The organism is Stappia indica (assembly GCF_020177335.1).
Classification (GTDB): Bacteria; Pseudomonadota; Alphaproteobacteria; order Rhizobiales; family Stappiaceae; genus Stappia; species Stappia indica_B.
Map to the genome: position 1 here is coordinate 1 of NZ_JAIVMG010000021.1, position 15,091 is coordinate 15,091.

Genomic DNA, 15,091 nt, shown 5'->3' on the forward strand with positions numbered 1-15,091 from the left:
GCTCGCCCCAGCGGGCAGCCGAACGCCCGGCGGCAGGTCATCCTGCTCGGCGCCCCTGAGGGCCGCCGGCGGCGGGGTCGGCTTGGCGCGGGGCAAAGCGGTCGCGATTGCCCCGGTGAGCCCCTCCGCCTCGGGCGCGCTTGCCGAAGCCTCATCCACCGCCGTCTCGCCGACGGGCGCCGTCTCGCCCTCTGCCTCCGGCCCGGCGAGGATATCGGTTTCCGGCGCCCCCGTTTCCGGCATCGCGGTCTCCAGCTCGGTGGTCGTGTCCGTGGCCGTATCCGGGACGGCCTCCTCCGCGTCGTCGGTTTCTTCCGTTTCCGCCAGCTCGGCGCGTTCGGCCTCGCCGTTCTCACCGGCAGGCTCTTCGGCGGGCGGCTCGTCCTCGGCAGGCATCGACGTGCCGTCAAGCGGCTCGCCCTCTTCCCCGCTCGCGGCCTCCGACGATTCTTCTGCAAATTCCTCCACCGGCTGCAGCACCGGCAGGCTGCCCACGTCCGATGCCGGCGGCGGAGCGACCTCCGGCTCCGGTTCCGGCTGCGGCGCTTCCTCCTCCGCCGGTTCAGGTTCGGGTTCGGGCTCAGGTTCGGGGGCGCGCTCTTGCTGTTCCCGCTGCTCTTCCTCTTCCTGCTCCGGTTCGGGCTCAGGTTCCGGCGCTGGTTCTTCTGGCGCTGGTTCTTCCTCCGGCGCGGGCGCTTGCGGTGGCGGCACCAGCACCACCTCGACAGGCTCCGCCGCTTCCGGCGCCGCCATCTCCCGCGCCGCTGTATCGAGGAACAGCAGCACGATCAGCCCGTGCAACAAAAGCGATACGGCCACGCCCACCCAGAACAGCCGATCACCGGCCCGGCCTGCATCGCGCGCGGGCGCCGGCGCGGGCACGATCTGGGGCAGGTCGGAGGGCGTGAAATCCACGGGGACGGCACCTTCTGGCAAACAGCCGGGTCAGGGAAATGCGAGGCCGCAAGGCTCATGGAGCAGCCCGGCGAAGTCAATAAGACAGCCAACGCGGACGGCAAAATAAAAAAAGCCCGGCGATGATCGCCGGGCTTTGTGCATGATGACGATGCGTTCGGGGTTCCTCGCCTCAGCTATCGAGGAACGAGCGCAGCTTGCGCGAACGGCTCGGGTGCTTCAGCTTGCGAAGCGCCTTGGCCTCGATCTGGCGGATACGCTCACGGGTCACCGAGAACTGCTGGCCGACTTCCTCCAGCGTGTGATCGGTGTTCATGCCGATGCCGAAGCGCATGCGCAGCACGCGCTCCTCGCGCGGGGTGAGCGAGGCCAGAACCCGGGTCGTCGTCTCGCGCAGGTTCGACTGGATCGCCGCATCGATCGGCAGCACCGCGTTCTTGTCCTCGATGAAATCGCCGAGATGCGAATCCTCCTCGTCGCCGATCGGCGTTTCGAGGCTGATCGGCTCCTTGGCGATCTTCAGGACCTTGCGGACCTTTTCCAGAGGCATCTGCAGCTTTTCGGCCAGTTCCTCCGGCGTCGGTTCGCGACCGATCTCATGCAGCATCTGCCGCGAGGTGCGCACGATCTTGTTGATCGTCTCGATCATGTGCACGGGAATGCGGATGGTGCGGGCCTGATCGGCGATCGAGCGGGTAATCGCCTGCCGAATCCACCAGGTGGCATAGGTGGAGAACTTGTAGCCGCGCCGATACTCGAACTTGTCCACCGCCTTCATCAGGCCGATGTTGCCTTCCTGGATGAGATCGAGGAACTGCAGGCCGCGGTTGGTGTATTTCTTGGCGATGGAAATGACGAGACGCAGGTTCGCCTCGACCATCTCCTTCTTGGCGATGCGCGCCTCGCGCTCGCCCTTCTGCACCATCGACACGATGCGGCGGAACTCGATGGTCTCCAGCCCGGTCTCACTGGCGAGATTCTGGATCTCCTGCCGCAGCTCGCGGATCATGTCCTTCTCGCCGGCGACGAAGTTCTTCCAGCCGCGCGAGGACAGGTTGGCGACCTTGCGGATCCAGTTCGGATCCAGCTCATTGCCCTGATACTGCTTGAGGAAGTCGCCGCGATCGACGCCATGGCGGTCGGCCAGGCGCAGCAGCCGTCCCTCATAGCCCATCAGCCGCTTGTTGATGTCGTAGAGCTGGGCGACCAGCGCGTCGATGCGCTGCTGGTTGAGCGACAGGCTCTTCACATCGACGACGATGTCTTCCTTCAGCTTCTTGTAGCGCCGCTCCTGGCTCGGCGACAGCGTCTTGTTGGCCAGCTTGTTCTCCACAAGCTGATCCTGAAGCCGCCGCAGCTTCTTGTACTCGTCGGCGATGCTGTCGAAGGTCTCCAGCACCTTCGGCTTCAGCTCCGCTTCCATCGCCGAGAGGGAGATATTGGCCTCGAACTCGTCGTCGTCCTCGCCGTCTTCGGAGCTGTCCTCATCGGACCCGGCCCCGGAGGCACTGGCGCCGTCGTCCCCGTCCTTCTTGGGCGCGGTGCTCTCCCCGTCCTCGTCCTCGTCGTCGCCCTCTTCGGACTCGCCCTTGAAATCCGGGCCGGAGTAGGTCGCCTCAAGGTCGATGATGTCGCGCAGGAGGACCTTGCCCTCGTTCAGCTCGTCACGCCAGATGATGATGGCCTGAAAGGTCAGCGGGCTTTCGCACAAGCCGGCGATCATCGCCTCGCGGCCAGCCTCGATCCGCTTGGCGATGGCGATCTCGCCCTCGCGCGACAGAAGCTCCACCGAACCCATCTCGCGCAGATACATGCGCACCGGATCGTCGGTCCGGTCGGTCGGCTCCTTGGTCGTGGTCTTGGCCACCGCGCGCGGCGCCGCCTCCACCAGCTCTCCGCCGGCGGCACTGCCCTCTTCGGCAGCCGCCTCCTCGGCTTCCTCTTCCTCGATGACATTGATGCCCATGTCCGACAACATGGCCATCGTGTCCTCGATCTGCTCGGAGGTCACCTCTTCGGAGGGAAGAACTTCGTTGAGCTCTTCATAGGTTACATAGCCGCGTTTTTTCGCAAGCTTGATCATCCGCTTGACGGCGGCGTCCGACAGGTCCAGCAAGGGGCCGTCGGTGTTTTCGCTTGCCGTTTCCTGGGAGTCTTCCGCCTGGGTTGCTTTCGCTGCCATACTTTTCTCCGCCCCGCCGTCGTCGCAATCCGGCGTCGCCGCGTTTCATTTCAGTCGCTGTCGAACCGTTGCGTCCCGGCCGTCAAAGCAAACGACAGCAATAAGCCCATGCGCCGTCCGTCATGAACGGGTCGGGCGCGATCTCGTCATCACTCTTAGTCGGTGTCCGTTAAGTGCCACTTAACCCTGAATTGCCGCTGGCGACACGAAAGACCGGCGCGCAACTCCTGCCAAAGTCACCCGCGCGCACGATCTCAGGCTGCCCGGTCCGGCAAACCCTTGAGGATATGGGACAGCATCACCTGATTTCATACCGCGCGTGTGGCTCATCCATGGTCGTGATGGCCCTGATGCGGCGCCCCGGTGCTGTCGAATGTTGTTATTTAGCGCAAGCCGAGAGATTCGCAAGAGTGATTCGCAGCCGTCAATCGAATCAGATGGCCGCTCCCCGTCTTTTCATCCGCCCGGTGAAAAGGCCGGGCCTCTCCCAGGGGCCAGCCCGATAGATGAGGCCGGGCCCTAATGCCCCTGCCCGCTCTGCGCCGCCATCGCCGCGACCGCCGCCGCCGGCCGCGCGTTGCGCAAGACCCGTCCCCGGTCGGCCAGTTCCTGCTCATCCCGCGCGCATTCCTCACGGCGGCGGGCCAGATCCTGCGACTGCGCCCGGAACCGCTGCCAGGCCTCCTCGTCCACCGCCTCGCCCAAAGCGTCCAGCTCCGCCTCAAGCTCCTGTTCCAACCCGCGAATTTCCAGCGTGTCGAGATAGTGGCAGAACAGATCCTCGATGAAATCGGCGGGCGGATCGTGCCGCAGGATCGGCAGGCGCTGCATCAGGTCCTGGAACCGGGGCTGCAGCCGCCCGCCGCGCCCGCCGCGCGCGCCGCGCTCTTCCCCGTCCAGCACCTCCGACAGGATCTGGTAGAAGCGGTCATCCAGCGTCTCGAAGAAACTGCTGACCGGCACATCCTGCAGTTCCGTGGCGATCCGGCACAATTCGTCGCGAAACCGGGCGTGCAGCGCATCGCTGATGCCAGCCAGGCTGATCCGCTCCACGTAGCGCTCCAGCAATTCCGGATATTTCAGGCACAGACCGCACAAGGTCCGCTCGCTGCCGAACAGCGGGCCGGTTGGCGCTTCGGCGCGGCTGAGCGACGGCGGCGCATCGGGCCCACCGCCGGCCCGGCCCGCGCGCTTGCCACCGCCCGCCGGCCCGCCCTGCTCGCGCATGGCCCGCGCCTGACGGTAGAACAGATTGGACAGCCGCAGACGAATATCGAGCTGATAGCCTCGCTTCACCCGCTCATCGGCAATCGAGCGCACAAGGTCGTCGAGGCTTTTCTCCAGCGCCGCCTTGCGCTCCGGCGTGTCGATCCGCGCGCTCTCCACCTCGCGCGACCACAACACGTCGATCAGCGGCATCGCCCGGTCGAGTTGGGCGGACACCGCCGCCGCACCGCCCTCGGCGACCAGATCGTCCGGATCCTTGCCATCGGGCAGAAAGACGAACCCGAAGGAATGGCCGCTGCGCAGCACCGGCAGGATGCGGTCGACCGCCCGATGGGCCGCTGACACGCCCGCGGCATCGCCGTCGAAGCAGATCACCGGTTCAGGCGCCAGCCGCCACAGCCGGCCCACCTGCTCCTCGGTGAAGGCGGTGCCAAGGGAGGCGACCACATGGGTGAACCCGGCCTGCCAGAGCGCAATGGCATCCATATAGCCTTCCACCACCAGCGCCTGGCCGAGCCGATAGGCCGGCTCCCGCGCCCGGTGGAAGTTGAACACCATGGCGCCCTTGTGAAACAGCGGCGTTTCCGGCGAATTGAGGTACTTCGGCTGACCATCGGGATCGAGCGTCCGTCCGCCAAAGGCCACCACCCGGCCCCGATCGTCCTGGATCGGGATGATCAACCGGTTGCGGAACCGGTCATAGGAGGCCCGGCCATCATCGGGGCGGATCAGAAGCCCCGCCTCGACCATCGCCGCCTCGTCCACCCCCTTGCCGAGCAGATGGCGCTTCAGCCCGTCACGCCCGTTCGGCGCAAAGCCGATGCGGAACTCGCGCACGGTTTCCGGCTTCAGCCGGCGCCGGGTCACATAGGCGCGGGCCGCCTCCCCGCCGGAGGTCGTCAGCTCTGCCTGAAAATACCGGGCGGCCATCTCGCAGACATCGGCAAGACTGGCGCGCATCTCCGCCCGCTCCGCCGCACGCGGATCGGGCGCGGGCAAGGGCACGCCGGACTGTTCCGCCAGCCGCTCCACCGCCTCGGGAAAGGACAACCCCTCGGTCTCGGTCAGAAACCGGAAATGATCGCCGGAGGCGCCGCAGCCGAAGCACTTGTAGCGCCCGCGCCGGTCGTCGACGTGAAAACTCGGGGTCTTTTCCTGGTGAAACGGGCAGCAGGCCCAGAAGTCGCCACGGGCCACCTGGGTCTTGCGCCGGTCCCAACTGACCCGCCGGGCAACCACCTCCGACAGGGGCAGCCTTGCACGAATTTCGTCGAGCAATCCGGGTGAAAAACGCATGATATCCTGTATCCGATCTTCCGGAACGGCGGGCAAGACCCGTCAGTCGGCCCGCAGAAGATCCTTCACGACGCAGCTGGCGCGCACGAAATCCATCTGCCCCGGGTAGCGTTCCTTCAGCGCCGACATGCACCGCCCCATGTCGCGCAGGCCCTTGGCCTTGATATCGCGTACCACATCCTCGCAGGCGGATTTCATCGCCGCCTCGTCGAATTGCTTGGGGAGAAACTCCCGGATGATGGCAGCTTCCTCACGCTCCTGCTCGGCGAGGTCGAGCTGGCCGGCTTCCTCATAGTCGCGGATCGACCGGTCGCGCTGGCCGACCATCTTGTTGAGGATATCCAGCACCTCGTCTTCCGGCACGCCGTCCTGTCCAAGCTCACGCGCCCGCGCGTCCCGATCCTTGATCGCCGCCTGCACGAGCCGCAGGGTTGCCGCCCGTCGCTTGTCGTCACGATCGACCGCTTCGCGCAGTGCCGTGTTGATCCTGTCACGCATGACCTGCCCCGTTGTCTGCCCCGCCACGGCGCCGGATGGTGCCCGCAGCGGCGGCCAATCCGTCAGCCCTGTCATTTATACGATTGATTTTTATCGCTGTTTTCTTGCCGAGCCGAGAGTTGACCCTTCCGCTGGCTTCCCCTACATTGCCGCGCTGGACGCACCGTTGACATCTTCCCCATTGATCGTCAAGGCGCGGTCCAAACATGATGTCACCGAGTAGAACGAGAAAGCAAGCACATGACGACCGCAGACGCATGGTCCGCGACGCCGGTAACGGCCGTCCTCGTTTTGGCCGATGGAACCGTGATCGAGGGCCAGGGCTTCGGCGCAACCGGCCAAGCCTGCGCCGAAGTGTGCTTCAACACCGCGATCACCGGCTACGAGGAAATCCTCACGGACCCGTCCTATGCCGGGCAGATCGTGACCTTCACCTTCCCGCATATCGGCAATGTCGGAACCAATGACGAGGATGTCGAGACCGTCAACATGGCCTCCGCATCGGGCGTGCGCGGCGCGATCCTGCGCGCGGACGTCACCGACCCGTCGAACTACCGCTCAAGCCGGCACCTGGATGCCTGGCTGAAGGCACGCGACATCATCGGCCTGTCGGGCATCGACACCCGCGCGCTGACCGCCCTGATCCGCGAGCGCGGCGCGCAGAACGCGATCATCGCCCATTCGCCCGAAGGGATCTTCGACCTGGACGCGCTGAAGGCGGCGGCGGCGAACTGGCCCGGCCTTGTCGGCATGGACCTGGCCAAGGACGTCACCGCGGGCCAGAGCTTCACCTGGGACGAGACCCCCTGGGTCTGGAACGACGGCTACGGTCAGCGCCGGGACGACAGCTTCCACGTGGTCGCCATCGACTACGGCATCAAGCGCAACATCCTGCGGCTGCTCGCCGATGCCGGCTGCAAGGTGACCGTCCTGCCGGCCAGCGCCAGTGCCGAGGATGTGCTGTCGCGCGAACCCGATGGCATTTTCCTGTCGAACGGCCCGGGCGACCCGGCGGCGACCGGCGAATACGCGGTTCCGGTGATTCGCGAGCTGGTGGCCAGCGGCCTGCCGCTGTTCGGCATCTGCCTCGGCCACCAGATGCTGGCCCTCGCTCTTGGCGGCGAGACCGTGAAGATGCATCAGGGGCACCACGGCGCCAATCATCCGGTCTATGACCGCACCACCGGCAAGGTGGAGATCACCTCGATGAACCATGGCTTCGCGGTCGATGCCGCCAGCCTGCCGGAAACGGTCGAGGAGACCCACGTTTCCCTGTTCGACGGCTCCAACTGCGGCCTCAGGATTTCCGGCCAGCCGGTGTTCTCGGTGCAGTATCACCCGGAAGCCTCGCCCGGCCCGCGCGACAGCCACTATCTGTTCCGCCGCTTCACCAACCTGATGCGCGCCCGGCGCGGCGACGCGGAACTGCCGGAGAAGGCAGCCCCCGCCGCCGCCTGATCCGGGCACGGCCCGCAGGCTTCAGGCACGGCCTGACCCATCCAACGCAAAACGCCCACGTCCTTCCGGACGTGGGCGTTTTGCGTTGACTTCATATCTGCCTGCCTGGCTTGGCCTCAGGCATTCGCCCGCGTTTGCAGCAGACCATCAAGGGCAGCAAGCACACCGCTCATTTCCTGCACCTGGTCGCTCAACTGCGCCTGCTGTTCCTTCAGGATTTCCTCCTGACGGGCGCAGATCTCGCGCAGGGCCTGCAATTGCGCCGCGCGCCCCATCTTGCCCTCCACGAGCGAGATGACCTCGCGGATCTCGATCAGCGTCAGCCCGATGCGCTTGGCCTGCAGGATCACCCGCATGCGCCCGATATCCCGCGCACCATAAAAACGGCGCGCGCCCCGACGCTCGGGCCGCAGCAGGCCCTTTTCCTCATAGAAGCGCAAGGCCCGCAAGGTCACGCCGAAGGTTTCCGACATCTCGGCGATCGACAGCTTGGTCGTGTCATTGGCATCCACCTGAATAGGCCCGGCCAAATCCGGCATAGAGATCGCTTCCATCGTCACTTCCACCATAGTCCCGTTCATTATTCCCAACCCCGCGCACCATCTTCCAGAGCAAGATGTCCGCCCTCACACTCCCCGTGCACCAAGGAGCCGGACGGCGGCATCGTTCGAGAGAGTGGTTGCCGGCCACAGCCCCACCGCTTGCGGCCACCGGGAATTATGCCACCACCGGCGCCCGACAACCTTCTCTCAACGCGCCATTTTTTTATCTTCCCAAACGTTGGCACGTAGGCATACGGAGCCATTATTCGATATTTTTGAAATATCTCAACCACAAAAGATAAGAATTACAAATACTTAAGAAACAAGGTGTTTTCCAGGAAATAAAATATCGAATACATCATAAAAAATACATAATACATGAATTTTAATGTAAATTATATTTCTTTAATACAGAGATGACGGTCTCTTGAATAGAAACCCCAGCACCCGCCCGATTAGTTCAGGTCCCAATACGCTCGACAAACAGCCGCCCGCACCGCCCCGGTCGGAGCGGCTCTGGGCCAGGACCCTAGCGGCCGTCGCGACTGTCCGCGCGGCGCCATTCGCTTGGCGGACAACCGAACCAGCGCCGGGCCGCGCGGGTGAAGTTGCCCACCGCGGAAAAGCCAAGCCGGAAGGCAATTTCCGAGACAGGGAAATCCGTGTGCGCCAACAGATCCTCGGCCATGCGCCGGCGCACACTGTCATGCAACTGATTGAAGGTAAGCCCCCGGCCCGCCAGCCGGCGCTGCAGAACCCGGACGCTGGTCGCCACCGCATTGGCCACGTCGCCGATGGTCAACCCGGGCTCCTGGATGCGCGCGGCAATCACATCGCTCACCACGGCAATGAAATCATCGGCGCGGCGCCGATCGGCCAGCCGGCGCTGGTTGAGCTCGCACAGCGCGGCAAACAGGTCCGCATCGTAGAACGGGTTGGGCACATCCGCGTTGCCCGTATGAATGGCGATCCGGCACCCCTCGGCCCGATAGCGCACTGGAACGCCGAAGAACGCTTCATGCTCGGCCGTGTTCGCCGGAGAATCGCGAGACAGTTCCACCTCCACCAGCCGGGCATCGGGCCCCGCCGAGCGCATCAGCAAGGCAAGGGTCTTGCTGACGGTCCTGTCCACCAGTTGGTTGCGGCAGACCAGTTCCGGCGAAAAGGCGAATTGCAGCGACGCCGTCCGCCCCTCCACCACCGCGCTTGCCCCGTCCAGATCGACGGCGATCCGCAGGAAACGGGCGGCCACCTCGAACCCGCTGCGCAGGTCAGGAGCATGACGCACGGCAAGCGACACCGTGTTTTCCGCCCCTGCCCCGAGCATCCGCGTCCAGCGCAGCGCGAACAGTTCATCGTCGCAGTGGCGGGCGCAAGCCTCCAGCATCCGTGCATGCGCCCTGAGGCTGATGTAACCGGAGAAAGACATCTCCCGGCGCGCGCGATCGAGACCGCATTCGCGCATCACCGCCTCGAACGGCACCTTGCGCACGCGGCAGTACTCCTCAAGCCCGCATTGAGCCCTTGCGTGGATCAGCAGTGTTTCGGTCGAAGCAGGACCGTCGGGACAGACGAACATTAAGACGAAACCTGCGAGGGGGAGGATCCGACCGGCAAGGCGCCGCTCGCTTCGTTACATGAGCCATCAAGGAGATAAACGCACAGTATCAACAACTTCCGCGAAGGTCTACCAATCCCCACCACTCGACACGCACAAAGTAAACGAACCGGTCGCCGACACGCGGGTTTGACTTTTCTTGCAAGAGCGCGGATTCATGAAATCCTGCCGGGTCGACGGGAACCGATTGAACGCATGACGAAAAGCGGCCCTGGTTGCACGAAGGCATGCGCCGGAATCGGGACGGACCATGAAACGGAACGTGAAAAAACCAGACCAGCCTCGGGCCCGCCACCAGACCATGACATCCGACCAGTTCCGCCATTGGCGCAAATCCCTCGGCCTCAAGCAGAAGGACGCCGCCGACCGGCTCGGGCTGAAGAAGAGGATGATCCAGTACTATGAGAAGGGCGACCGCGACGGCCGGCCGGTGGAGATCCCGAAGTCGGTTCGCCTGGCCTGTTTCGCCATCTCCAGCGGCATCGGCGATTTCGACGGCTCCGGCATCTTCCCGGCAAGCGAACTGGAGACAACCGCCCCTCAGACCGACACCCGCCCTTGCGAACAGGACCTCTGAAACGGCCACATTGGGCCGATACCAGAAGATGGGGTTCCCCGACGCGCGCTTTTTCCCTATAAGCCGCGTTCAGCCGACATACACAATGACAGACCGTGGCCTCACCGCCTCCGTTTCCTCACGGCGGAAGCGCCGTATTCTTGCGAGCCCGATATGCCCAAACGCACCGATATCTCCTCCATCATGATCATCGGCGCTGGACCGATCGTCATCGGCCAGGCCTGCGAGTTCGACTATTCCGGCACGCAAGCCTGCAAGGCGCTGCGTGAGGAAGGCTACCGAATCATCCTGGTCAACTCCAATCCGGCGACGATCATGACCGACCCGGATCTGGCCGATGCGACCTATATCGAGCCGATCACGCCGGAAATCGTCGCCCAGATCATCGAAAAGGAACGCCCCGACGCGCTGCTGCCGACCATGGGCGGCCAGACCGCGCTCAACTGTGCCCTTTCCTTGCGCAAGATGGGTGTTCTGGACAAGTTCGGCGTGCAGATGATCGGCGCCACCGCCGAGGCGATCGACAAGGCCGAGGACCGGGAGCAGTTCCGCGAGGCGATGGCCAAGATCGGCCTGGAGACGCCGCGCTCGTGCCTGGCGCATTCGCTCGCCGAGGCGCTCGAGGCGCTGGACGAGATCGGCCTGCCGGCGATCATCCGCCCCTCCTTCACCCTCGGTGGCACCGGCGGCGGCATCGCCTACAACCGCGAGGAATATCTCGATATCATCGAGAGCGGCCTGGACGCCTCCCCGACCACCGAAGTGCTGGTCGAGGAATCGGTGATCGGCTGGAAGGAATATGAAATGGAGGTCGTCCGCGACAAGGCGGACAACTGCATCATCATCTGCTCGATCGAGAACATCGATCCGATGGGCGTGCACACGGGCGATTCGATCACCGTCGCCCCGGCCCTGACCCTGACCGACAAGGAATACCAGATCATGCGCGACGCCTCGCTGGCGGTGCTGCGCGAGATCGGCGTGGAAACCGGCGGGTCGAATGTGCAGTTCGCGGTCAATCCGGAAAACGGCCGGCTGATCGTCATCGAGATGAACCCGCGCGTGTCGCGCTCCTCCGCGCTCGCCTCCAAGGCGACCGGCTTCCCGATCGCCAAGATCGCGGCCAAACTCGCCGTCGGCTACACCCTCGACGAGCTGGAGAACGACATCACCGGCGGCGCCACCCCGGCCTCGTTCGAGCCGAGCATCGACTACGTGGTCACCAAGATCCCGCGCTTCGCCTTCGAGAAATTCCCCGGCGCCGAGCCGACCCTGACCACCGCCATGAAGTCGGTCGGCGAGGTGATGGCCATCGGCCGGACCTTTGCCGAATCCCTGCAAAAGGCGCTGCGCGGCCTGGAAACCGGCCTGTCCGGTCTCGATGAGGTGGAAATCCCGGGCCTTGGCCAGGATGATGACAAGAACGCCATTCGCGCCGCGCTCGCCGCGCCGACGCCGGCGCGCCTGCTCAATGTCGGCCAGGCCCTGCGCCTTGGCGCCAGCATCGAGGAGGTCCACCGCGCCTGCCACATCGACCCCTGGTTCCTGCACCAGCTCAAGGCCATCGTCGACATGGAAGCCAAGGTGCGCACCCACGGTCTGCCACGGCAGGCCGAAGCGCTGCGCCAGCTCAAGGGCATGGGCTTTTCCGACATGCGCCTGGCGGCGCTGGCCGATTGCGACGAAGCCGAGGTCAAGGCGCTGCGGCGCTCGCTCGACGTGCACCCGGTCTACAAGCGCATCGACACCTGCGCGGCCGAGTTCGCCTCGCCCACGGCCTACATGTACTCCACCTACGAGACGCCGTTTGCCGGCAGCCTCGCCGATGAGGCCAACCCCAGCGACGCCAAGAAGGTGGTGATCCTCGGCGGCGGCCCGAACCGGATCGGCCAGGGCATCGAATTCGACTATTGCTGCTGTCACGCCGCCTTCGCGCTGCAGGACGTCGGCTTCGAAACCATCATGATCAACTGCAACCCGGAAACGGTGTCGACCGACTATGACACCTCCGACCGGCTCTATTTCGAGCCACTGACGGCCGAGGACGTGCTGGAGATCCTGCGCCTTGAACGCTCCAAGGGCACCTTGCACGGGGTGATCGTCCAGTTCGGCGGCCAGACGCCGCTGAAGCTTGCCCAGGCACTGGTCGATGAAGACGTGCCGATCCTCGGCACCTCTCCGGACATGATCGACCTGGCCGAGGACCGCGACCGGTTCCAGAAGCTGTTGCACAAGCTGGGCCTGAAGCAGCCGCAGAACGGCATCGCCTATTCGGTCGAGCAGGCGCGGCTGGTGGTCGCCGATCTCGGCCTGCCGCTGGTGGTCCGCCCGTCCTACGTGCTTGGCGGCCGGGCGATGCAGATCATCCGCGACGAGAACGCACTCAATGCCTATCTGCTCGACACCCTGCCGGAACTGGTCCCGGGCGACGTGCGGGCCAAGTACCCCAATGACAAGACCGGCCAGATCAACACCGTCCTTGGCAAGAACCCGCTTCTGTTCGACCGCTATCTCGACAATGCCATCGAGGTGGATGTGGACGCCCTCGCCGACGGCAAGGACGTATTCATCTGCGGCATCATGGAGCACATCGAGGAAGCCGGCATCCACTCCGGCGACAGCGCCTGCTCGCTGCCGCCCTACTCGCTCTCCGAGGAGATGATCGCCGAACTGGAACGCCAGACCGTCGCCATGGCGCTGGCGCTCAACGTCGGCGGGTTGATGAACGTGCAATACGCGGTGCGCGGCGAGGACATCTTCGTGCTCGAAGTCAACCCGCGCGCCTCGCGCACCGTGCCCTTCGTCGCCAAGACCATCGGCCAGCCGGTCGCCAAGATCGCCGCGCGCGTTATGGCCGGCGAGCCGCTGGCCAGCTTCGGCCTGACCCGGCCCCAGCTCAACCATGTCGCGGTCAAGGAAGCGGTGTTCCCCTTCGCCCGCTTCCCCGGGGTCGACACGATCCTGGGCCCGGAGATGCGCTCCACCGGCGAGGTAATGGGGCTGAACGGCTCCTTCGAGGTCGCCTTCGCCAAGTCCCAGCTCGGCGCCGGCAGCCACGTGCCCACCGAAGGCACCGTGTTCGTCTCCGTGCGCGATGCGGACAAGGAGCGGGTCTATGATCCCATTCGGCGCCTGGCCCGGGCCGGGTTCAAGATCATCGCCACCCACGGCACCCAGACCTTCCTGGAGGAGCGGGGGATTTCCTGCGACCGGGTGAACAAGGTGCTTGAAGGCCGGCCCCACATCGTTGATGCTATCAAGAATGGAGGGGTGCAGCTCGTCTTCAACACGACGGAAGGCGCGCAGGCCCTGACAGACAGCCGGTCGCTGCGCCGGGCCGCACTGCTGCACAAGGTTCCCTATTACACGACCTTGGCCGGCGCGATCGCAGCAGCAAAGGGGATCGAAGCCTACGCTTCGGGCAACCTTGAAGTCTTTCCGTTGCAGGCCTACTTCACGAAGGTCTGATGTGAGATCGGCCCGTTCGGGGTGAACCCGGCCGGGCCATAAAACTGTTGTCCGCGCGCTCCTTGAAAGAGCAGGGAGGCGTGTAGGGAAAGGGTCCAGGACCTATGGAAAAAGTTCCTATGACATCCGCCGGCCATGCGATGCTGGAACGGGAACTCAAACAGCGGACGTCGGAAGAACGGCCGCGGATCATCCAGGCGATCGCCGAGGCGCGCGCTCATGGCGATCTGTCGGAGAATGCGGAGTATCATGCTGCCAAGGAGCAGCAGAGCCACAATGAAGGCCGCATCAACGAGCTGGAAGACAAACTCGGCCGCGCCGAGGTGATCGACGTCACCAAGCTGTCCGGCGACACCGTGAAGTTCGGTGCGAAGGTGAAGCTCGTCGACGAGGATACCGAGGAAGAAAAGACCTACACGATCGTCGGCGACGTGGAAGCCGACGTGAAGGCGGGCCGTATTTCGATCTCCTCGCCGATCGCCCGCGCGCTGATCGGCAAGGCGGTTGGCGACAGCGTCGAGGTCGCAGCTCCCGGCGGCGCCCACGCCTACGAGATCATCGAAGTCACCTTCGGATAAGCACCGGCCGGCTTCAGCCCGACCGGACTGCGCACGCGACCTATCGCCGCACGGCCGTCTCTTCCTGCCGAGCGGCGCGGTCCCTCTCCAAAAAGCTTCTCCGCAAACACGCCCCAGCGCGACGGACCCTTGCGCGATGGATCGAAGGGCCGCCGTTGTCAGTCGATATGCTCGACCGGCACGGCGGCCTCGTTCTTGGTCTGGCGGATGGTCAGTGCGGTGCGCACGTTGTCCACGTTCGGCGCGGCCGTCAGATCGCGGATGATGAAGTTCTGGAAGCTTTGCAGGTCCGGAACCACGCATTTCAACAGGAAATCCACCTCGCCGGACAGCATGTAGCTCTCGCGCACCTCCGGCCAGGCCTTCACCTGCGTCTCGAAGGCAAGCAGATCCGCTTCCGTCTGGCTGTGCAGACCGACCATGGCAAAGGCGGTAACATCAAAGCCGAGCTGCTTTTCATCCAGAAGGGTGCGATAGCCGCGAATGAGGCCGGCTTCCTCAAGCGCACGCACCCGCCTGAGGCAGGGGGGCGCGGAAATACCGACCCGGCGGGCCAGCTCGACGTTGGTGATGCGGCCATCGGCCTGCAATTCCTTAAGGATATGCCAATCAATCGCATCGAGGCGGATTTTCACTCTGGTCTCCTTCGCAGATCAATGGCACAGCCATCCTTGCGAGTCTCTCGTGGTGGCGCGGCGGGGCTGTCCTGGCGCGCGCCCGCGAATCCCGGTT

Annotated in this window: 10 protein-coding genes and 1 pseudogene; 4 read left to right on the forward strand and 7 right to left on the reverse strand. The window is 64.7% G+C overall.

Annotated features, from left to right (window positions below; translation table 11 throughout):
* From LC062_RS20080 to LC062_RS20095, 4 genes and pseudogenes are all read right to left on the reverse strand, one after another.
* Positions 1 to 915: pseudogene (locus LC062_RS20080) on the reverse strand (hypothetical protein); the annotation flags it as partial.
* A 172-nt stretch (positions 916 to 1,087) separates the two neighbouring features.
* The gene (rpoD, locus tag LC062_RS20085; protein ID WP_224912846.1) at positions 1,088 to 3,097 is read right to left on the reverse strand and encodes an RNA polymerase sigma factor RpoD; all 2,010 of its coding nucleotides are present in this window, start codon (positions 3,095 to 3,097) and stop codon (positions 1,088 to 1,090) included.
* Between the two features lie 519 nt (positions 3,098 to 3,616).
* Entirely contained in the window at positions 3,617 to 5,620 is a 2,004-nt protein-coding gene (dnaG, locus tag LC062_RS20090) for a DNA primase (protein ID WP_224912848.1), read from the reverse strand.
* A gap of 42 nt (positions 5,621 to 5,662) precedes the next feature.
* Positions 5,663 to 6,118, reverse strand: coding sequence for a GatB/YqeY domain-containing protein (locus tag LC062_RS20095; RefSeq protein WP_224912850.1), 456 nt, complete (start codon positions 6,116 to 6,118; stop codon positions 5,663 to 5,665).
* 240 nt (positions 6,119 to 6,358) lie between these two features.
* Here LC062_RS20095 and carA point away from each other — a divergent pair, with 240 nt between their 5' ends.
* Positions 6,359 to 7,576 carry a glutamine-hydrolyzing carbamoyl-phosphate synthase small subunit gene (gene carA, locus LC062_RS20100; protein WP_224912852.1) on the forward strand — a complete coding sequence of 406 codons (1,218 nt, stop codon included), beginning with the start codon at positions 6,359 to 6,361 and terminating at the stop codon, positions 7,574 to 7,576.
* Positions 7,577 to 7,692: 116 nt separating this feature from the next.
* Here the strand turns inward: carA and LC062_RS20105 are convergent, their stop codons facing one another.
* Together LC062_RS20105 and LC062_RS20110 are read right to left on the reverse strand one after the other, a co-directional pair.
* Positions 7,693 to 8,130 carry a MerR family transcriptional regulator gene (locus tag LC062_RS20105; RefSeq protein ID WP_224912853.1) on the reverse strand — a complete coding sequence of 146 codons (438 nt, stop codon included), beginning with the start codon at positions 8,128 to 8,130 and terminating at the stop codon, positions 7,693 to 7,695.
* Between the two features lie 517 nt (positions 8,131 to 8,647).
* Positions 8,648 to 9,697, reverse strand: coding sequence for an AraC family transcriptional regulator (locus tag LC062_RS20110; RefSeq protein WP_224912855.1), 1,050 nt, complete (start codon positions 9,695 to 9,697; stop codon positions 8,648 to 8,650).
* A gap of 301 nt (positions 9,698 to 9,998) precedes the next feature.
* On the opposite strand from LC062_RS20110, the gene LC062_RS20115 reads away from it, so the two are divergent.
* The 3 genes from LC062_RS20115 to greA all read left to right on the forward strand — a co-directional run bounded on the left by LC062_RS20115 (position 9,999) and on the right by greA (position 14,359).
* The gene (locus LC062_RS20115) at positions 9,999 to 10,313 is read left to right on the forward strand and encodes a helix-turn-helix domain-containing protein (protein ID WP_224912857.1); all 315 of its coding nucleotides are present in this window, start codon (positions 9,999 to 10,001) and stop codon (positions 10,311 to 10,313) included.
* Positions 10,314 to 10,466: 153 nt separating this feature from the next.
* The gene (carB, locus tag LC062_RS20120; RefSeq protein ID WP_224912858.1) at positions 10,467 to 13,781 is read left to right on the forward strand and encodes a carbamoyl-phosphate synthase large subunit; all 3,315 of its coding nucleotides are present in this window, start codon (positions 10,467 to 10,469) and stop codon (positions 13,779 to 13,781) included.
* Between the two features lie 104 nt (positions 13,782 to 13,885).
* Positions 13,886 to 14,359, forward strand: a complete 474-nt coding sequence (gene greA / locus LC062_RS20125) for a transcription elongation factor GreA (protein ID WP_224912859.1) — start codon at positions 13,886 to 13,888, stop codon at positions 14,357 to 14,359.
* 158 nt (positions 14,360 to 14,517) lie between these two features.
* Here greA and LC062_RS20130 read toward each other — a convergent pair whose 3' ends face one another.
* Positions 14,518 to 14,994: an Lrp/AsnC family transcriptional regulator gene (locus tag LC062_RS20130; protein ID WP_224912860.1), complete on the reverse strand. Its 477-nt coding sequence runs from the start codon at positions 14,992 to 14,994 to the stop codon at positions 14,518 to 14,520.
* Between the last annotated feature and the right edge of the window lie 97 nt (positions 14,995 to 15,091).

Bases quoted from the DNA above. Each gene is read 5' to 3' on its own strand.
- LC062_RS20095 (WP_224912850.1), bottom strand. From the start codon at position 6,118: ATGCGTGACAGGATCAACACGGCACTGCGCGAAGCGGTCGATCGTGAC.
- carB (WP_224912858.1), top strand. From the start codon at position 10,467: ATGCCCAAACGCACCGATATCTCCTCCATCATGATCATCGGCGCTGGA.
- LC062_RS20105 (WP_224912853.1), bottom strand. From the start codon at position 8,130: ATGGAAGCGATCTCTATGCCGGATTTGGCCGGGCCTATTCAGGTGGAT.
- LC062_RS20110 (WP_224912855.1), bottom strand. From the start codon at position 9,697: ATGTTCGTCTGTCCCGACGGTCCTGCTTCGACCGAAACACTGCTGATC.
- dnaG (WP_224912848.1), bottom strand. From the start codon at position 5,620: ATGCGTTTTTCACCCGGATTGCTCGACGAAATTCGTGCAAGGCTGCCC.
- rpoD (WP_224912846.1), bottom strand. From the start codon at position 3,097: ATGGCAGCGAAAGCAACCCAGGCGGAAGACTCCCAGGAAACGGCAAGC.
- greA (WP_224912859.1), top strand. From the start codon at position 13,886: ATGGAAAAAGTTCCTATGACATCCGCCGGCCATGCGATGCTGGAACGG.
- carA (WP_224912852.1), top strand. From the start codon at position 6,359: ATGACGACCGCAGACGCATGGTCCGCGACGCCGGTAACGGCCGTCCTC.